Raw genomic sequence first — 18016 nt, 5'->3', positions numbered from 1 at the left:
ATCCGCCAAACGCGCCGGATACCGGGCCTCGGCCCGGCGTCCGGCCAATAATTTATTTCTTCAGAAGGTCCTGCATGCCCGCCTTGGTGTGGGCGAGCGCATCCTCGAGGCTCTGCTGGCCGGACCAGTAGCCGGTGAACTCCTTTGCCTGCAGCTCATAAACCGGGAGCGCACTCGCGGACGTCGCTCCGGTCATGACATAGCCGTACTTGCTGGCGAATTCGCCGAGCTTGACGAGGTCGGGACGTTCCTTCGCAACCTTGCCGACGACATCGGGAGACAATGCCGGCGAACCGCCGCTGCGCGCATAGAGCAAGGCCGCATCCTCGGTGGCGAGCCACTTCAGGAACTTGACGGCGCCTTCCTTGTTCTTGGCGTTCTTGTTGAGGCCCAAACCAAGGCCGTGGATATGATCGGCGCGTCCGTCGGGACCTGCCGGCGGCGCGATGATCCCGGTCACCTCGGCGACGGCCGGGGATTTTTCGGTGCTGGTCAGATCCGCCGCCGCGGCGTTCCACTGGAGCGCTGTCGCGGCCTGGCCGGATGCGAAGGCCGCGTTGGTTTCCGCATATTCGTAGCTCAGCGAATCCTTGGGCGACGACCCGGCATCATAGAGCTTCTTGTAGAGCTCGAGGCCTGTCCTGTAGGCATCGGAATCCACCGTGACATTGCCGTCCTTGTCCATCCAGTCGCCGCCGTAGGAGCGCGGCAGCGACTGGAAGACCATCATGTTGAACAGCAGGTTCTTCATCTGCAGGACCGTGCCGTAGCGCACCGGGCTGTCGGGGTTCACCCGCTTGGTGAAATAGAGGGCGGTGGCCCCCCAGTCGTCCCAGGTCCAGCTGTCCGGGTCTTTCGGCTGCAGCGGCTTGCCGAGATACTTCTGGGCGATTTCACCATAGGTCTTCCTGGCGGCGTCATCCCTGATCAAGGCGTCGATGAGATCCTTGCGGTAGTACATGAAGTGCAACGAAAGGTCTGTCGGCACGCCGTATTGCTTGCCGTCGAACTGCATCGTCTTGAGAACGGATTCGCCGAAAACCTTGGCCGCGTCCGCGCCAAGATCGATCGGCTCCATATAGGGCGCGTAGCGACCGAGCGAGTAGGTGGCGACGAGGTTCACGTCGAAGGCACTGGATCCGGCCGCCATGTCGGCCTGCAGCTTGTCGTAAAAGCCTTCGCGGTTGAAGAACAGCAACTCCACCTTGTCGGCATCACTGGCCTGCTTGTTGTAGGTTTCCACGGTTGCCCGCAGTGCGGTTTCCTCGGAGCCGCCAGGCCAGCCGAGCACGGTCACGGTTGCGTTGGCAGAGGTCGGCAAAGCCGTCCCCGCAAGGAGGGTGGCCATAAGCCCAAAAGACGTCCTGCTCAATTTCATGATTGTTCCCTTCTTTTTTGATGATTTTTGCATGGCATGGCCGGGCGCGCCGTTACCTTGCCCGTTCGGCAAGATCGGCAACACCGATGACGCCGGCGTGGCCTCCGAGCTTCGCCGCCACGAGATCGGGGGAAAGGCGCGGCGGGACCTCGCTCAGATGTGCGCGGACCCGGTCGAGATAGCCTTCTGCAAGACCGATGCTGCCGCCGATGACGATCGATTTCGGATCGAACATCATCTGAATGTCCCGGCACAGCGCCGCGACCCGCGAGGCGCTTCGCGAGACGATGGCGCCGGCCCAGTCCTCGCCCTTCAGCGCGCGTCCGAACACATCGGCGGCGTCAGCCTTGGAACCGGCCTTGAGGGCCTCCGAAGCGATCCAGCGGCCGGAGGTGCTGTCTTCGAGCGGAGCCCGGTCTTCAGACAGACCACGGATCAGACCGAAGTGACCGGCTAGACCGGACAGCAATCGGCCGTTGCAAACGACGCCGCCGCCAATTCCGGTCGAGATGGTTAGAAAGACGATGTCGCGACCTTGCCCGGCGCCGAATTTGTATTCGCCCCAGGCAGCTGCCTGGGCATCGTTGACCGCACAGACCGGCTTGCCGAAAACAGAGGACGCCCTTTCGACCAGCGGGTAGTCATCGGGAATGCCAAGCGTCGCCGGATTCAACGCCGACCAGCGTCCATCCTCTACCAATCCGGTCACCGCAATGCCGATACGACTGAAGCGGCGCGACCAGGCCGACGTGCTTTGCGCCAAGGATGCAAGCCAGGCGTCGGGTCCAGCCTCTCGCGCGGTCGGCACGATCATGTCCTCGATCACCTTGCCGCCGCTGACCAGCGCGGCCATGGTCTTGGTTCCCCCGATGTCGATGCCCAGAACGGTTGGGCCCAGGACACTTGTGCCAAGGGCGGTTTGCGCGCCCCTCGCCACATAGGCGTCGGAAAGCGCCTGATGGAACCATGAGGTGACGTGCTCGGTACGGGTGATCGCCGAGCCGACAACCACGGCACAGGCGCCGGCGCGCGCGGCGGCAGCCGCCTGCTCAGGCGACCGGATACGCCCTTCAGCAATGACGTAGGGGGTCAGGGTTCGCATTTGAGCAATGAGGGCGATGTCCGGATCCTCCGGCTCCGGCCCACCGACATAGCCGGAAAGCGTCGTGCCGACGAAATCGACACCCGCGGCAAGGGCCCGGCGCGCATCGTCAAGGCAAGAGCAATCGGCCATGGTCAGCTTGTTCCTGGCCTTGACGGCTTTCACAAGCGCTTCGACAGGAACGGGACGGACACGGTCCGTCGCATCGAAAGCGATGATATCGGCGCCCGCCTCTGCCAAGGCCTCGATATCGGCCAGATAGGGTGTGATGCGCACCGGGCTGTCGGTGAGATCCCGCTTGACGATACCGATGATCGGCACGCGGACGGCCAGGCGTGCGGCCGCGACATAGAACACGGATTCGATGCGCAGGGCCTTGGCTCCGGCTTCAACAGCGGCCCTGGCAAAGCCTGTCACGAATTGCGCACTATCCATCGGGCCGCCGGGAACCGGCTGGCAGGACACGATGAGACTGTTGGTGATGTCTTCCCGCTGCACGTCGGCACTCCCTGTCGCCATCACGATAAATGGAAAATACCAGATTACAACCAGTTCATAACTGGTATTATCTTTGCAGCTCGAAGACGAAATCGTAGACGTCGCCCTTGTATCGTGTCTCGCAGTATTCGACGATTTGTCCGTCGGCGAGAAAGCAGCGGCGCTCGGTCATCAGCAGCGGTGCGCCCGGCTCGCAATGAAGATGTTTCGCATCCTCCAGCGACGCGCCGCGCGAGCGCATGCGCTGGACTGCCCTCTGAGGCAGGAAGCCGCGTGCATCAAGCGCTTCATAAAGGGAATCCTGAACCATCTCGGGCGAAGGAAGGAAGCGAACCGGCACGGCCGAGACCTCGACGGCGATCGGCGCGCCATCGGCCGTCCTCACACGACGCATGCGAACTACATTGGTATTGCCTGCAATACCCAAGGCCATCATTTCGGCTGGGGATGGGCGGCTTATCTGCTTGGAAAGCCATAGACATCCAGGCTTCAGGCCGCGCGCCAGAATGTCCTCCGAAAAGCTCGTCAGCGTCGAAAGCGATTTCTCGACCCGCGACCCGATCTCGGTTTTGGAACCGTGCCGGCGATTGAGCTGCCCTTCCTCTTCGAGCAGCGCCAGGGCCTTTCTCACAGTGACTCGCGAGATCGACAGGGCTTCCGCCAGAACCCGCTCGCCTGGCAGAACCGCGCCGGCCTTCAATGCATTGGAGCGGATCGCTGCCTCGATCGCCGATTTCAACCGCCTGTAAAGCGGCACATCGGACGCTGTCGCTTCCATTTCCCGACTGACAAGCCCGATCAGGTTCACGGTTGTCATTGCCTTTCCTCCGCGCGAGAAGCACCCTGGATCGGAACATTCCTGACTGGACCTATACTGGTATTACCAATCCGGTGCAAACGGCCAGCGGACGGTGCTTCGTCCGCGCCCCCGGCCCACCACGATCCCTCAGCGAACCCGCGGTGACAACTTCATGGAGATGCGATCGCAGGCCGCGCGCAGGACCTCCAGAGTAAAGGCATGGCGGCTTTCACGCGTATGGCGATTGATATAGGCGACGATAATGGAGGCGACGGCGCTGCCGTCCGGTCCGATGACCGGACAGCAGATATCGGTGATGCCGACGAAGTCGCGGCTTTCGCGCATCCAGTAGCCGTCCGCGCGGATGATCCGAAGCTGCTTTTCCAGCGCGTCACGATCCAGCGGCGCCGGGGAGTGCGCCTCACTTTCATCGATCATCCGCGCCGCGACCTTTGACGGCTGGAAGGCAAGTATCACATGGCCGGAGGTCGCGTCGGTGGCCAGGCGGCCGTATCCAAGACGTAGCGTGAACGCCATGTCCTCGCCCCCGGGAACGGCCGCGGTTACGACGGTCAAGCCGTGATTGAAGACGACCAGGTGCGGCGACTGATTTGAGTCCCCCGCAATCCGCGTCAGTTCGGGCATGGCGGCGGACATGAGATCCTGAGCGCTCGGCGTGTGCAGCCCCAGCTTGAAAAGCTTGTCGGTCAACGAATAGGCGTCGGTCTCGGCGTTGCGCTCGATGTATTGACGTTCCTGCAGCGCGATCAGCATTCGGAATATCTCATTCTTCGAACGGCCGAGGCCTTCCGCGATCTCCTTCATCGTCAAGGGTGCCCGCGCTTCCGCCAGCAGTTCCAGAACATCCAGGCCCTTGCTCAGCGCCGGGGCCGAATAGGTCGGTTTGCCACTCTCTTTTGCGTCATCTGACATTCGAAGAATCCCCGGTGGTCCGCGCACGATAGAGATAAGAAATCGGAATTGCCATTGGTTTTATATCCAAACTTGACACCATATATAAAACTGACATGATGGCCGGACAATGAATTCGAGGCCGACCCGATGACCGTACCGAGACCTGCAAACACTGTGCGCGCAACCATCGCTCCCCGGAACAACAGTGTTTACACGTCGGTCGATTTCGATCGCGAGGGCAAGCAGATCGGCTTCTTCCATGTGCCCCAATCGCCGCACGACGATGCCTGGGGCACGGTCCGCGTTCCGCTCGCCGTCATCAAGAACGGAGACGGTCCGACGGTCCTGATCGAGGGCGGCAACCACGGCGATGAATATGAGGGGCCGATCGCGCTCGGCGAGCTTCTGCGCGAGATCGATTCACGGGATATTGCCGGTCGCATCATTGCGATTCCGGCCATCAACATTCGGGCTGTCGAGGCCGGCACCCGCACCTCCCCGGTCGACGGGTTGAATTTCAACCGCAGTTTCCCGGGCGATTTCAACGGCACGCTGACAAGCCAGATCGCGGCCTATGTGCATGACATCCTGTTTCCGAAGGCCGACTACTTCCTGGATCTCCATTCCGGCGGTTCGTCCCTGATGATCTTGCCGAGCGCAATCATTGAGCCATCCCCGACCGCGCAAGGGCATCGCAAGAACATCAGGGCGACGCTCGCCTTCGGGGCGCCGACCGTTGTCATGGTCGACAATCTCGGTGAAACCCGGACTTCGACCGCGTCCGCCAACCACCAAGGGCTGATCGTTATCGGCAGTGAGATGGCCGGCGGCGGCCTTGTCAGTCCGGATGCGCTGGCCATCTGCCGCAGGGGCATCCGCAATGTGCTGAAACATGCAGGCGTCCTGAAAGGCGCGCCTGACATCGCCCCTGGCGCCAACGCGCGCGTGCTCAAGGTGCCCGGAAGCGAAGGCTATCTGCTTTCCGAGGAGGACGGTGTCTTCGAGCCCTTGAGCCCGCTCGGCAGTGCCGTCAGCAAAGGCGACCTTGCCGGACGCATTCACTTCCTCCACACGCCGTCACGCGCGCCCATCGATCTCCTTCACCCCATCGACGGCATCGTTTTCGCCAAGCGTCAGCCCGGCCGCGTGCGTCCGGGGAATTGCTGCTTCGTGCTTGCCAACGAATATCCGGAGGCACTGACCGATGAGCCATGAGGACATCATTGCGGCTGCCCGGCGCATTGCCCCCTTCATACGGCGCACCCCGGTCGTCAAGCTCGACCATGCCACGGGCGCAAACCTTCAAAATGATGTCTATCTGAAACTGGAATGCCTCCAGGTAAGCGGCTCCTTCAAGATTCGGGGCGCCACGAACCGGGTTAAAACGCTCGAGCCAAGCCGGATCGAAAACGGACTGATCGCCGCATCCGGTGGCAATCACGGCCTGGCCACCGCCTATGTGGCTGCCCAGGCCGGCGTTCCCGCCACCATTTACCTGCCGAACAATGCAAGCCCGCTGAAGGCGGAAAAGCTGCGCAAATGGGGCGCTGACGTTCGCTTCGCAGGCAATGTCTGGGATGAAGCGCATGAGGCGGCATCGGCCGAGGCAAAGGCGCGCGGCGCCTTCTACATGCATCCATTCGCCGATGCGCAGATCGTGTCCGGTCAGGGAACCGTGGCGCTGGAGATGGTCGAACAGATTCCCGATGCCGACATCTACATCGTCGCGATCGGCGGTGGCGGCCTTATCAGTGGCATGTCCGAAGTCCTGAAGCACGTCAAACCTGAAGCCAGGATCATCGGTGTCGAGCCGACCGGTTCACCGACCCTTCACGCCTCCCTGGCTGCCGGCCGTGTCGTTCGCTTGCCCGAGATAACGACGAAGGTGGCGACCATGGCCTGCGGCCGCACGGATGAAAGCATCTACGCGATCGTCGCCAAGCACGTCGACGATATCGTCCTTGTCGAGGATGCGGACATGCAGAAGGCCGCTGAATTGCTCTGGTTCGAATTCGGCATCGCCGCCGACCTCAGCGGCGCGGCATCGCTGGCCGCGTTGACGAGCGGAGCTTTCAAGCCACCGCGCGGCGCCCGCATCGCCGGACTTGTCTGCGGCGCCGGTGTCGAGGGCCTGAATGGCTGAGGTCGAGCAAGGCCGGTCCACGCAGGGCGCGGCCCTGACATGGATACGGCACGAGTGCCGCGGAATACCGCCGGAATGCCTGTCGCTGGGACGGTCGTCGTGCGGGACATGAAAAAGAGGCGAAGAATCGCCCTGTCGCAACAAGAGGAGAACTGAAACATGCGCCTTTCCTTGAAAGCATCCATTGCTCTGCTCGCACTCGCCACCGCGACGCCCTCGCTTGCCGCGGAAAAGGTTCTTGGGCTTGCGGCAATCGACCTGCAGAATTCCTTCTTTGTCCGCATGAAGGAAGCGGGCGACGTGGCTGCCGCCGACTATGGGGTGAAATCCACCTGGCAGAGCGCCGAGGGCAGTCTGGAAAAACAGGTCAGCATCATCGAGAATTTCATCAATCAGGGCGTCAGCGCGATCCTGATCGATCCGATCGACAAGAACGCGGTCATTCCGGTCATCCAGAAAGCCACCGCCGCCGGCATTCCGGTGATCACCATGGGCAACAAGGTCGAGGCCGGCTCGAACTACTCGACGCTCTATCCGGACTACGACAACATGTCGATGGTTGCCCGCGCGCTCGGCAAGTCGCTTAGCGGCAAGGGCGAAGTCGCCCTGCTCGTCGGTTCGCGTGGTAACTTCGTGTCCGACACGCGCGAAAAAGGCTTTGTCGAAACCCTGAAAAAGGAGTTTCCGGATATCAAGGTTGTCGGCATCGAGCCGACCGGCTGGGACGCAGCCAAGGCAACCAATGCCGCCCAGACCTGGCTCACCACCTATCCGGATCTGAAGGCCATCGGCTGCATCTCCGACAGCCTTTGCCTGGCCGCCGATTCCGTTGCCAGCTCGATGGGAACCCAGCTGCTCTACGGCGGCTATGACGGCGACGCCGAGATGAAGCCGCTGATCGACGACGGCAAGATGGTGATGGACGTGCTGACCGGCGCCTATCGTGTCGGCTACTGGAACATCGCCGTTGCCGCTCGCCTGGCCAACGGCGAAAAGCTGCCGCAGGATCTCTACATGCCGACCTATTTCGTGACCTCGGATGCGACGGCGGCAAAGCTCAAGGCGGATGGCCTCACCTTCGAATACATCAACACCGACAAGGAGGCGGTGGAAGCCAAGAACTATACCGAGCAACTCGGTCCCAAGGTTCCGGCGACCGCCATGACCCTGGCAAAGTAACAGCCTAAAGCGGCTCAAGCGCCGGATGACATATCATCCGGCGTCCCCTTTTCCTGACGATCGCCGTCGCCGCTTCCGTGGTGACCGCGCATGATGCTCGATAAGAGGACCGACCCATGTTCCAGTCCTGGACCTCTCCGTTACTGCGGCGCAACGAACCGGTTCTCATCGCGGTGCTGCTGGTCGCCATCGCCGTCTTCGGCTGGATCGATCCGCGTTTTCTGTCGACCGGCAATCTTGTCAGTATCGCGCAGCAGAGTGCGGTCATCGCCCTCATCTCTTTTGCCATGACGGCCGTGATCATAGCGCGCGGCATTGATATTTCCGTCGGCAGCAATCTTGCCTGTTCCGGCATCGCCGCGGGCCTTGCCTACACGGCAACCGGCTCGGCGAGCTTGAGCCTTCTCGCCGCGATCGGTGGCGGTGCCGCAATCGGTCTGCTCAATGGAGCGCTGATCGGCTTTGCCGGCATCTCCCCATTCATCGCAACGCTCGCCACCATGGCGTTTGCGCGCGGCCTGGCGCTCAGTCTCTCCGGCGCATCGAGCATCGCGGTCGCCGATCCGGTCCTGCTTTTCGCGGGACGCGAGACGATCGGCCTCCTGCCGGTCTCCGTCATCATCGCCGCCATCTGCCTGGGCCTCTGGTGGTTCGTGCTCAATCGCACGGTGTACGGGCGCTGGATCTATGCGGTCGGCGGCAATGCGGGAGCAGCGCGGGCCTCACTGGTTCCCGTCGACCTCGTGCGCATCTCCGTCTACCTGATTGCCGGCGCAACGGCCGGGCTCGGCGCGATCCTCACCATCGGCCGCCTTGGTTCGGCACAGCCGCTTGCCGGCACCGGGCTTGAATTTACAGCCATCACAGCCGCCATCATCGGCGGCACGAAACTGTCCGGCGGCCAGGGCTCCATCTGGGGAACGGCGATCGGGGCGCTGCTGCTGGGCGTCATCAACACCGGCCTGTCCTTCCTGCAGGTACCACAGATCCTGATCTACTTCGTGACCGCGAGCCTCATTCTGGTGGCCGTTCTCACCAGCCAGCCGGAGAGTGTCGCCGCCCTGTTCAAAACCAGTGGCCGCAAGTCCACCCCGTCGCCCCGCAACACCGCCGCAACACCGGTCGGCAAACACAGCATCGCCTTGCGCGGGCTTGGCAAGTCTTTTCCGGGCGTCAAGGCACTCGACGGTGTCAGCTTTGCCGTCTCGGCCGGCGAGGTGGTAGGACTTGCCGGCGAGAACGGGGCCGGAAAATCGACGCTGGTGAAGTGCATTTCCGGTCTGCATCGTCCGGACGAGGGTGAGATCGTCATCGACGGCAACGCCGTCCAGTTCCACTCCCCCAGCGACGCCAAGGGCATCAGCGTCATCCATCAGCATTTCAGCCTTTCGCCGGACCTGACGGTGGCGGAGAATCTCTTCATCGGCCGCGAACCGCATACCCGCCTGGGATTTCTCGACCGGGCCCGGATGCGGCGCGATGCGAAATCCATCATGGACGAGCTGTCGCTCGATATCGACATTGGCGCGGAGCTGCGAACGCTTTCCGTCGGGCACCGGCAGATGGTGGAAATTGCCCGTGCCGTTCTGTCCGATGCCTGGTTCTTCATCATGGACGAGCCGACCAGCGCGCTCTCCAACCGCGAGCGCGACCAGCTCTACGACCTGATCGACAGGCTGAGAGCTCGCGGCGCCGGCATCCTCTACATCTCGCACAAGATGGAAGAGATCTTCAGCCAGTGCGACCGCGTCGTCGTTCTGCGTGACGGACGGTTCATCGGCGAGCGCCAGACCCGCCAGACCAACGAGGCCGAGATCGTCTCCATGATGGTCGGGCGCGATGTCGGCGACATCTTCCCCTATCTCGAAGCGCAAGTCGGCGAAACCGCGATCGAGATCAGCAACATCTCCGATGGCAAGCTCTTGAAGTCGGCCACGCTCAGCGTGTGCAGGGGCGAAATCGTCGCGCTCGCCGGCCTGATGGGAAGCGGCCGCTCCGAGGTGCTCAGGCTGATTGCCGGCCTCGAGACCATGCATGGCGGCACGCTCAGAATTTTCGGCGGGCAGCAGACCGGCGGCGACACCAAGGCCGCCAATCGCGCCGGCATCGTCTACATACCCGAAGACCGGCATCTGGAAGGCTTCGTCGGCACGATGTCGATCAGGGACAATCTGTCCCTCGCCTGGATTCGCGACAACAGTCACTTCGGCCTGCTGAGACCTCGCCGCATCCTGGCACTCGCGCGCGATCTCATCGGCTCACTGGGCGTGCGGCCGGCCCAGCCCGACAAGATGACCATCGAGCTTTCGGGCGGCAATCAGCAGAAGGTCGTCATCGGCAAATGGCTTGCCACCAAGCCGAAGATCATCCTGCTCGACGAGCCGACACGCGGCGTCGACGTCGGCGCAAAATCCGAACTCCATCACCTGATCGCAAGATTGAAGGCCGAGGGCGCGGCGATCCTCATGGTGTCGAGCGAGTTGCCCGAGGTTCTCGGCGTTGCCGACCGCATCGTCGTCATGCGCGAAGGCCACTCTGTCGGCACGCTGGCTCGTGGGGCGACGGAAGAAGACGTGATGACGCTGGCCTTCGGTGATCGCACGATCACACCACCAGCTTGCGCACCCCGGCCAGCATCCAACCTTGCACCATGCCTGTAAGGAGAGACCCTTTGAGCAAGCTGAAAATCGCCATCGTCGGTGCCGGCTACATGGGTCTCCTGCATGCGCAGGTGGTTGCCGCGAGCCCTGTCGCGGAACTGTCGGCATTCCTTGATCCGAATGCTGCCACGGGGAGCAAGGCCGCGTCCGATTTCGGTGCCCGGCATTTCCGCGATGCCGCCACAGCGCTGGCCGCCAATGCCGCCGACGCCTATATCGTGGCGGCACCCGACACGCTGCATGAAGACGTCTGCCGCACGCTGCTCGATGCCGGCAAGCCGGTGCTGCTCGAAAAACCGATGGCTCACGATCTTTCCGCTGCCAAGGCGATTGCTAGAGCGGCGGAGAGAAACGGCGCGCGCCTGTTGGTCGGCCACATCCTGCGGTTCGACCCGCGCTATTGCGAGGCCGCGGCAGCGGTAAGATCCGGGCGGATCGGCGAGCCGATCCACGGCAGCAGCGGCCGTTTCACCAGTCGCGAAGTCGGTCTTCGCATGAACGGAAATTCGAGCGTCTGCTTCTACCTCGGCGTGCATGACGTGGATGCGCTGCAATGGATCTCGGGTTCGGACATCATCGCCGTCTACTCCCGGCCCGTCGCCAAGCTCATGCCTTCGCTCGGAGTTAGATCCGAAGATGCGATCTTCTCCACCGTCGAGTTGTCGAACGGAATGAGCGGACAGCTCTATTTCGGCTGGACGCTGCCACCGACCGTTCCGACCGGCATCTGGGCACGCACGGAAATCATCGGCACCGAAGGCATGATCGACCTCGACGTGCGCGACCACGGTCTACGCATCCTGTCGCATGGACAGTGGTCGCAACCCGACGCCCTGCACTGGCCGACCGTCAATGGCCGTATCACCGGGGATCTCTTCGAGGAGGTCCACCATTTCATTTCGGCGGTTCGCGACGATACCCCTTTCGTGATGCCGGTTGGCGACGCCCTGCGCGCCGTCGCCGTCAATGATGCAATCCTGCGCAGCGTCAAATCAGGCCTGCGCGAACCGGTCGAAGACTGGCACATCCGATGAGAGAACCCTCATGACCCGCCAACAGAACATCTGGTGCAGGCGCTTTCTCGACCTCTCGCCGTTGATCCTGCTGGTCATCCTGCTGGCGATCTTCGCGCTCATCGACGCCCGCATCGTTTCAACCGCCAGCCTCATCAACATCGTCGCCCAGGCGACCCCGATCGCCATCCTGGCGCTTGGGGCTCTGATCGTTCTGCTGACGGCGGGCATCGACCTGTCCGCCGGCGTCGGCGTCGCCTTCTGCGCCGTCTTCATCGCCAGCCTGATCGACGGCGGCGCCGGCCTGCCGCTTGCCTTGCTCGTCGGCTTTGCCGTGATGGTGGTGATCGGCCTCGCGAACGGCGCCGTTATCGCACTGTTGAAGATACCGCCCTTCGTGACGACACTGGCCACAATGGTCGCGCTGCAGGGCGCAACGCTTGCCGTTGCCTCCAAAGGCGTCCTGATGCTGAAGGATCCGACGCTTCGCGCGGTCGGCATTGAGCGCAGCTTTGGCATTCCCAATGTCATCTTCGCAACGCTCCTGATCGTTGCCGTAGCAGCAATCCTGATGCGGCACAGCCGTTTCGGGCTGCGTACCTATGCGCTCGGGTCGGATGCCGGAGCCGCGGAACTTGCCGGCATCCCGGTGACGAAACACACGATCCTCGTCTATTGCGCCTCCAGCATCTTCGTCTTCCTGACGGCCGTGATCATGATCAGCCGGGTGCCTGTCGTGACGCCCAATATCGGCGGTACCTCGCTGCTTCTGGACGCGATCGCCGCTGCCGTGCTTGGAGGCACCAGTATCTTCGGCGGACGGGGAACGGTGTGGGGGGCGGTCGTCGGCGCCCTGATCGTCAGTCTGCTGACAACTGCGCTTCGGGTGTTCGGCACGGATCCTTCCAGCCTCGAACTCTACAAGGGTGCAATCATCATGGTCGCTCTCCTGGCCGATTCCGGCATGACCTACGCCAAGGCGCGGCTCGTCGAGGCAGCACGATGAGCGAGCCAGTTCCGGCCTTGCCGATCCCGCTCAGGTCCAGCTTTGCGCTGATGACCTCGCCGGATACGGAAAGACACGCGACAGCCGGCGTGCATAAACCCGTCGTCATTCTGCCGCTCGGCGCTGTCGAGCAACATGGCCCGCATCTGCCTCTCGGCGTCGATTGCTGGCTTGCGGAAGCAGTCGCTCTCGCCGCGGCGGAAGGACAGGCTTCCATGCGGGTCGCCGAACCTTTCGCCTATGGCTCGTCCGAGCATCATCGCTCCTTCTCCGGCACGATGAGCCTCAGTCCGCGGACCTTCATCGCCGTGCTCGTCGATCTCTGCACCTGCCTTGCCGAAGACGGCTTCCTGCCGGTCATGCTGAACGGCCATGGCGGAAACCGCGCCGCGATCCAGGTGGCGATCACCACCCTTGGCCAGCGTGGCATCGTCACCGCGGGTTTCTCGTATTTCGATCTCATCGCCGACGTGGCGGCGCAGGCCCTGCCCGATGCCGCCACGGGCACCGGTCACGCTTGCGCGCTTGAAACCTCGTTGATGATGCATGTGCTTGGCGACAGCGTTCGCCGCGATCTCATCCCGCCAGGCGGCACTTCGCCATCCTGGCCGGATCCTCACCTTTACGCCGCGCCGGCCGTCACCGTCTGGCGCCGTTTCGAAGCCATCCGCGACAACGGCGTCATCGGCACGCCATCGGAGGCGAGCGCAGAGGCCGGCAGCAGACTTTTCATCGCAGCCGTGGAGCGCAGCCGTGCCGCCATTTTGAACATCCAATCCGAATTCGGCCAAAGGAACGCATGATGACAGTCCATTTCAAATCGTCTCTCGAAGGCCCCAACCTGCGCGGCATGGCGATCGTCTCGGAGCCGGAAGCAGCCGCCCGCATCGGCATCAACCGCATCGGCGGCGAGTGGATTGCCGGCAGCTCGGGCAAATTCCTGAAAATCGACAGTCCTTCGACGGGCGAGCATCTCGGCTATCTCTCCCTTTCCACCCGCGCCGATGTCGGTCGCGCGGTGAAAGCCGCCGAAGGCGCACGCGAGACCATGCGCAAGATGGGAACCTTCGCGCGCGCTCAACTATGCATGCGCATTGCCGACGCGATCGACAGGCGCGCCGAGGAGCTTGCGCGCCTGCTCTGCCTGGAACAGGGTAAGCCGTTCCACAGCGAAGCAAAGGCCGAAGCGTCGGCGGCGGCTCTCGGCTTCCGCAATGCGGCAGAACAGATGAAGTGGCTGGAGACGGCGGCGTTTCCGCTTGCCGATGCCAACAAGCGCGCCTTCAGCTTCCTGCAGCCGAAGGGCGTCTTTGCCATCATCACACCCTGGAATTTCCCGCTTGCCCTGCCCTGCCTCTACTATCTCGGACCGGCCGTCGCAACGGGCAACACCGTCGTCTGGGTGCCCGCGCCGACGACGTCGCTGATTGCCACTGCACTTGTCGAATGCTTCATCGAGGCGGGCCTGCCGGACGGCGCCATCAATCTCGTTCTGGGTGACGGTGCGGAGGTGGGCGACGAGGCGGTCGTTCATCCGGGCACCCATGCCATCGGCTTCACCGGCAGTTCCGCCACCGGCGCGACGATCGCCCGGCGTGGCGCGGGCAAGCCGCTTCTGCTCGAAATGGGCGGCAACGGTCCGACCATCGTCCTGGCCGACGCCGATATCGACATGGCCGCCGCCCAGGTGGGAGCCGGCTGCTTTGCCAATGCCGGGCAGATCTGCACGGCCACCGAACGCGTTCTGGTGCACAAATCCATCCATGACCGTTTCATCGAAGGTCTCGTGAAAGCGGCCGCGAAGGTGAAAATGGGCGACCCTTTCGATCCCGCGACGACGATGGGGCCGATCAACAATGCGGTGGCCGTCGACAAGGTGCTCAGCCACATCGCGGACGCCCGCGCGCGTGGCGCCGAGATCGTCACCGGCGGCAATGTGGCAGCGGGCTTTGCCACCAATCTCTATTTCGAGCCGTCGATCGTCACAGGACTGACCCGGGAAAGCCTGCTCAATGTCGAGGAATCCTTCGGGCCGATTGCACCGGTGCTGACCTTCGAGACCGACGAAGAGGCGATGGAACTTGCGGCGTCCAGCCCCTACGGCCTGTCGGCCGCGGTCTTCACCAGCACCATAAAGAACGCCTTTGCCTTTGCTGAAAGCCTGAAGGTCGGCATCGTCAACATCAACGAGATGAGCTGTTATTGGGAGCCGCACATCCCTGCCGGCGGCGCCGCCGGGACGCAGAGCGGCCTCGGTCGCACCGGGGGTCGGCACACGCTGATGGAAATGTGCGACCTGAAGACGATTACCGTGGACGTCACTCGCTGACATTCAAGGCCCGCGCCTTTTTGCGCGGGCCTGCCCTCGCGACCATATGCAGTTCGGCAGAGAGCTGTCAGGTGGACCGGCGCAGGCTGTCGGCCATTTTCTCGCCAATCATGATCGAGGTGAGATTGGTGTTTGCCTGGCAATCGAGTGGCATGATCGACGCATCGATAACCCGCAATCCTTCCAAACCGTAGACCCGGCATTCCGGATCGACCACGGCCTCGCCGGGCCGTCCCATGCAACAGCCTCCGATCCCATGCTGCGCATCGGAAGACTGCGCCAGCAGGAAATTGTCGACCTCCTCGTCACTTGCCGTTTCGAGCCATGACAAAGGCAGATCGGAATCCCCCAGCAGGACGCGCTCGGCGATCGCCTGGATCGGCGCCTGCCGGGCAATCTCGCCGAGGTGGCGATAGGCGATACGCATGCGCTGGAGATCCATTGGATCGTCCAGCATGTTCTCTTCCACGATCGGCTGGTCGAAAGGGTTGGCGGAACGCAGTTGCACGGTGCCGCGGCTCTTGGCCTCCATCAGGATCAGATTGACCATGGCCTCGCCGAACTGGGCGCTGTCGGACTCCACGCCGATACCGCCATGGTTCATGCCGACGTAGAGAATGTCGTCGCGCTCGGCACCCGGCACGCCGGAACTCATCCGCACACAGCAGTTGGTATGCCGCGCGTCGACATCGGTCGCCTTGAATTCCGGCTTCAGCTTCAGTTCGATGCGGCAATAAGGATGGTCGAAAAAACCTTCGCCGACCGGCAGGTCGGCAAGCACCTCGATGTCCTTTCGATTCAAGAGAGCCGCCGGACCGATGCCCGAGCGCTGCAGGATGACCGGAGAGTGGATGGCGCCGGCCGAGAGGACGATCAGCGGCGCCTCGAATTTGCGAACCTGACCGGCCACGATGGCCAAAACGCCGATCGCTTTCCTGCCATCGAAAAGCACCTTGTCCACTGTCGCCTGCCCGATGATGGTGAGGTTCGGCCGGTCGCGGGCCGCTTCCAGATAGCCGTCATTGACCGACACGCGCTTGCCGGCTCGACTGTTGATGGGATAGGTGCAAGCCCCTTCGGCATCCGGAGCATTGAGATCGTCATGCCAAGGATGGCCGAGAGCCATCGCGCTTTGGCGCATGGCCTTGTCGACGCTTCCCCAGCTTTCGACAGGCGCGCGGTAGATCGGAATCGGGCCGCCGCTGCCGTGAAAATTGGCCGCGATCGGGTCGTCCTCCAGGCGGCAGAAGAAGGGCAGCACATCCGCTCCCGACCAGCCCTTGCATCCGATTTCCTCCCAGCGGTCGAATGCATGGAGCACGCCGCGAATGGCAATCTGCCCATTGACGGCCGTCGAACCGCCAAGCCCCTTGCCGCGCCAGTAGACCCGATGCTCCTGCCGCTTCGTGCGGCGAGCCATCAGGTCGGGATACATGTATTGCTGCTGAAAATGATCGGGAAGCAGCAGGTTGAAGGGATTTGGGCTCGTCATCTCGGCAGGTTGCTCGCCGCTCCGGTAGTCCGGCCCCGCTTCCAGCAAAAGCACGGTCGTGGCCGCATCTTCGGTGAGCCGGGCGGCAAGAACAGCCCCGGCTGCGCCGGCTCCGACAACGATGACATCAAACGGCATGCCGTACTCCCCGGATCCGACCAATGCACGGCTGGCTCGACCGCGACATCATGTTGATTTCATTTGTGCACGATCATCTGCTGGCATTCAGGCTCAGCGATATACGCCGGAACCAACCACCTTAGCGTTGCACGACTGCAAGATCATCATGATTTGTTTTATATGTAAATATGATTTCGTATATGAACCCATCGGAAGGGTTTCTTTTCACCATCTGCTCCATATCGCGCGAAGAACCCCGGTGCTCTCCGTCCCCTGCCGGCGGTTCTCACACCGTCATCATCCATCGCCTTTTGACAGCGATCGGTTTTCGACAAAAGCGGTGTTTGGCGTGCTGCCCTTCCGAGTCGCGCCCAGGGAACAACTGCTTCCATGGAAAGTTAGTCCATGGCTACACCGCCGGTGAGCTTTCACGACAATCCAGGGAGACAAATCATGGCGACTGCAAAAAGAGCGACGACAAAGGGACTGGAGGCTTTGTTCCTCGATGGGCTGAAGGACATTTACTACGCTGAAAAGAAGATACTCAAAGCCTTGCCGAAGATGGCAAAGGGCGCCGAATCCGAGGAGGTGGCCGCGGCCTTTGAGAAACATCGCATGGAAACCGAAGGCCAGGTCGATCGGCTCGAGCAAGTGTTCGAACTTATGGACAAACCGGCCCGCGGCAAGACCTGTCCGGCGATCGACGGCATTCTTGAGGAAGGGTCGGAAATTCTCGACGAATACAAGGGTGACCCGGCGCTGGATGCAGGGCTGGTCGGCGCGGCACAGGCCGTCGAGCATTATGAAATCGCGCGCTATGGCACGTTGGTCGCGTGGGCTGAACAGCTTGGCAAGAGCGACGTGGTCAAGCTCCTCAACGAGACATTGAAAGAGGAGGTCGCGACGGACGAAGCGCTTTCCGGGCTGGGCGAAGGCGGTGTCAATGAGCGCGCCCTGGAGCAAGCTGCCTGACTGGTTGTGCCCGGCGCCAAAGCCGCCGGGGCGACTTCGCGACCCGGCCTCTTCGTCGGTACCCCTTCAGATGCAATCAGACCCACCCCGATACTTCGGGGTGGGTCTGCTGAAATCAACCGCGATCAGCGGTTCTTGTGGCTTTGTTCGCCAGCTTTCACGTGCTGTTCGTGGGTTCCACCACGCATGCCGGATCCATCGCCCTGCTGCCGTTGACCACCACCAGCGGCCTGCTGTTGCTGACGGTTTTTATTGTCGGCGTTCTTGTGGCTCTGCTGGCCTGCCTTCACATGCTGTTCGTGACTACCACCTTGATTGGGCATTCTTCTTCTCCTTCAAAATCCACGAGGCGACAACCGCCTCGATTGCCTAAGAAGAGTCAGGCGCGAACGTTCCCTCACGTAACATTT

The 18016-nt window shown here is 62.4% G+C and carries 15 protein-coding genes; 9 read left to right on the top strand and 6 right to left on the bottom strand.

Annotated elements, in window-relative coordinates:
• Positions 1 to 52: 52 nt before the first annotated feature.
• The 4 genes from EOA19_RS13685 to EOA19_RS13670 form a co-directional block, all read right to left on the bottom strand.
• Positions 53 to 1348, bottom strand: coding sequence for a sugar ABC transporter substrate-binding protein (locus tag EOA19_RS13685; protein WP_245486173.1), 1296 nt, complete (start codon positions 1346 to 1348; stop codon positions 53 to 55).
• An 82-nt stretch (positions 1349 to 1430) separates the two neighbouring features.
• A complete protein-coding gene (locus EOA19_RS13680) occupies positions 1431 to 2999 on the bottom strand; it encodes a putative N-acetylmannosamine-6-phosphate 2-epimerase (protein ID WP_164892924.1) in 1569 nt (522 codons plus the stop codon).
• A 46-nt stretch (positions 3000 to 3045) separates the two neighbouring features.
• The gene (locus EOA19_RS13675) at positions 3046 to 3795 is read right to left on the bottom strand and encodes a GntR family transcriptional regulator (RefSeq protein WP_023809444.1); all 750 of its coding nucleotides are present in this window, start codon (positions 3793 to 3795) and stop codon (positions 3046 to 3048) included.
• Between the two features lie 129 nt (positions 3796 to 3924).
• Positions 3925 to 4710, bottom strand: a complete 786-nt coding sequence (locus EOA19_RS13670; RefSeq protein WP_023809445.1) for an IclR family transcriptional regulator — start codon at positions 4708 to 4710, stop codon at positions 3925 to 3927.
• Positions 4711 to 4839: 129 nt separating this feature from the next.
• On the opposite strand from EOA19_RS13670, the gene EOA19_RS13665 reads away from it, so the two are divergent.
• From EOA19_RS13665 to EOA19_RS13630, 8 genes are all read left to right on the top strand, one after another.
• Positions 4840 to 5907, top strand: a complete 1068-nt coding sequence (locus EOA19_RS13665; protein ID WP_050592648.1) for a succinylglutamate desuccinylase/aspartoacylase family protein — start codon at positions 4840 to 4842, stop codon at positions 5905 to 5907.
• Positions 5897 to 6835, top strand: coding sequence for a threonine/serine dehydratase (locus EOA19_RS13660; protein WP_023809447.1), 939 nt, complete (start codon positions 5897 to 5899; stop codon positions 6833 to 6835). The genes EOA19_RS13665 and EOA19_RS13660 overlap by 11 nt, the downstream gene beginning before the upstream one ends.
• Before the next feature lie 159 nt (positions 6836 to 6994).
• The gene (locus EOA19_RS13655; protein ID WP_128303904.1) at positions 6995 to 8014 is read left to right on the top strand and encodes a sugar ABC transporter substrate-binding protein; all 1020 of its coding nucleotides are present in this window, start codon (positions 6995 to 6997) and stop codon (positions 8012 to 8014) included.
• Between the two features lie 116 nt (positions 8015 to 8130).
• Complete coding sequence (locus EOA19_RS13650) at positions 8131 to 10674, top strand: ATP-binding cassette domain-containing protein (RefSeq protein ID WP_128303903.1); 2544 nt, start codon at positions 8131 to 8133, stop codon at positions 10672 to 10674.
• 11 nt (positions 10675 to 10685) lie between these two features.
• Positions 10686 to 11708 (top strand): Gfo/Idh/MocA family oxidoreductase, encoded by a 1023-nt coding sequence (locus EOA19_RS13645; RefSeq protein WP_128303902.1) that lies wholly within the window; start codon positions 10686 to 10688, stop codon positions 11706 to 11708.
• A 10-nt stretch (positions 11709 to 11718) separates the two neighbouring features.
• Complete coding sequence (locus tag EOA19_RS13640) at positions 11719 to 12693, top strand: ABC transporter permease (protein WP_023809451.1); 975 nt, start codon at positions 11719 to 11721, stop codon at positions 12691 to 12693.
• Complete coding sequence (locus EOA19_RS13635; RefSeq protein ID WP_128303901.1) at positions 12690 to 13496, top strand: creatininase family protein; 807 nt, start codon at positions 12690 to 12692, stop codon at positions 13494 to 13496. The genes EOA19_RS13640 and EOA19_RS13635 overlap by 4 nt, the downstream gene beginning before the upstream one ends.
• On the top strand, positions 13496 to 15022 hold the full coding sequence (locus EOA19_RS13630; protein WP_128303900.1) for an aldehyde dehydrogenase family protein: 1527 nt from the start codon (positions 13496 to 13498) through the stop codon (positions 15020 to 15022). The genes EOA19_RS13635 and EOA19_RS13630 overlap by 1 nt, the downstream gene beginning before the upstream one ends.
• A 67-nt stretch (positions 15023 to 15089) precedes the next feature.
• On the opposite strand, the gene EOA19_RS13625 is transcribed toward EOA19_RS13630, so the two are convergent.
• Positions 15090 to 16652, bottom strand: a complete 1563-nt coding sequence (locus tag EOA19_RS13625) for a GMC family oxidoreductase N-terminal domain-containing protein (protein WP_128303899.1) — start codon at positions 16650 to 16652, stop codon at positions 15090 to 15092.
• 435 nt (positions 16653 to 17087) lie between these two features.
• On the opposite strand from EOA19_RS13625, the gene EOA19_RS13620 reads away from it, so the two are divergent.
• Positions 17088 to 17606, top strand: coding sequence for a ferritin-like domain-containing protein (locus EOA19_RS13620; protein WP_013530428.1), 519 nt, complete (start codon positions 17088 to 17090; stop codon positions 17604 to 17606).
• A 125-nt stretch (positions 17607 to 17731) separates the two neighbouring features.
• Here the strand turns inward: EOA19_RS13620 and EOA19_RS13615 are convergent, their stop codons facing one another.
• Complete coding sequence (locus EOA19_RS13615) at positions 17732 to 17929, bottom strand: hypothetical protein (RefSeq protein ID WP_013530427.1); 198 nt, start codon at positions 17927 to 17929, stop codon at positions 17732 to 17734.
• Positions 17930 to 18016: the final 87 nt, after the last annotated feature.

This window comes from Mesorhizobium sp. M7A.F.Ca.US.010.02.1.1, from assembly GCF_004023085.1.
GTDB lineage: Bacteria > Pseudomonadota > Alphaproteobacteria > Rhizobiales > Rhizobiaceae > Mesorhizobium.
This window is presented reverse-complemented; position numbering and strand designations above follow the sequence as displayed.

Coding starts and splice junctions, on each gene's coding strand:
- EOA19_RS13685 (WP_245486173.1), bottom strand. CDS start 1,348: ATGGCCACCCTCCTTGCGGGGACGGCTTTGCCGACCTCTGCCAACGCA.
- EOA19_RS13680 (WP_164892924.1), bottom strand. CDS start 2,999: ATGGCGACAGGGAGTGCCGACGTGCAGCGGGAAGACATCACCAACAGT.
- EOA19_RS13675 (WP_023809444.1), bottom strand. CDS start 3,795: ATGACAACCGTGAACCTGATCGGGCTTGTCAGTCGGGAAATGGAAGCG.
- EOA19_RS13670 (WP_023809445.1), bottom strand. CDS start 4,710: ATGTCAGATGACGCAAAAGAGAGTGGCAAACCGACCTATTCGGCCCCG.
- EOA19_RS13665 (WP_050592648.1), top strand. CDS start 4,840: ATGACCGTACCGAGACCTGCAAACACTGTGCGCGCAACCATCGCTCCC.
- EOA19_RS13660 (WP_023809447.1), top strand. CDS start 5,897: ATGAGCCATGAGGACATCATTGCGGCTGCCCGGCGCATTGCCCCCTTC.
- EOA19_RS13655 (WP_128303904.1), top strand. CDS start 6,995: ATGCGCCTTTCCTTGAAAGCATCCATTGCTCTGCTCGCACTCGCCACC.
- EOA19_RS13650 (WP_128303903.1), top strand. CDS start 8,131: ATGTTCCAGTCCTGGACCTCTCCGTTACTGCGGCGCAACGAACCGGTT.
- EOA19_RS13640 (WP_023809451.1), top strand. CDS start 11,719: ATGACCCGCCAACAGAACATCTGGTGCAGGCGCTTTCTCGACCTCTCG.
- EOA19_RS13635 (WP_128303901.1), top strand. CDS start 12,690: ATGAGCGAGCCAGTTCCGGCCTTGCCGATCCCGCTCAGGTCCAGCTTT.
- EOA19_RS13630 (WP_128303900.1), top strand. CDS start 13,496: ATGACAGTCCATTTCAAATCGTCTCTCGAAGGCCCCAACCTGCGCGGC.
- EOA19_RS13625 (WP_128303899.1), bottom strand. CDS start 16,652: ATGCCGTTTGATGTCATCGTTGTCGGAGCCGGCGCAGCCGGGGCTGTT.
- EOA19_RS13620 (WP_013530428.1), top strand. CDS start 17,088: ATGGCGACTGCAAAAAGAGCGACGACAAAGGGACTGGAGGCTTTGTTC.
- EOA19_RS13615 (WP_013530427.1), bottom strand. CDS start 17,929: ATGCCCAATCAAGGTGGTAGTCACGAACAGCATGTGAAGGCAGGCCAG.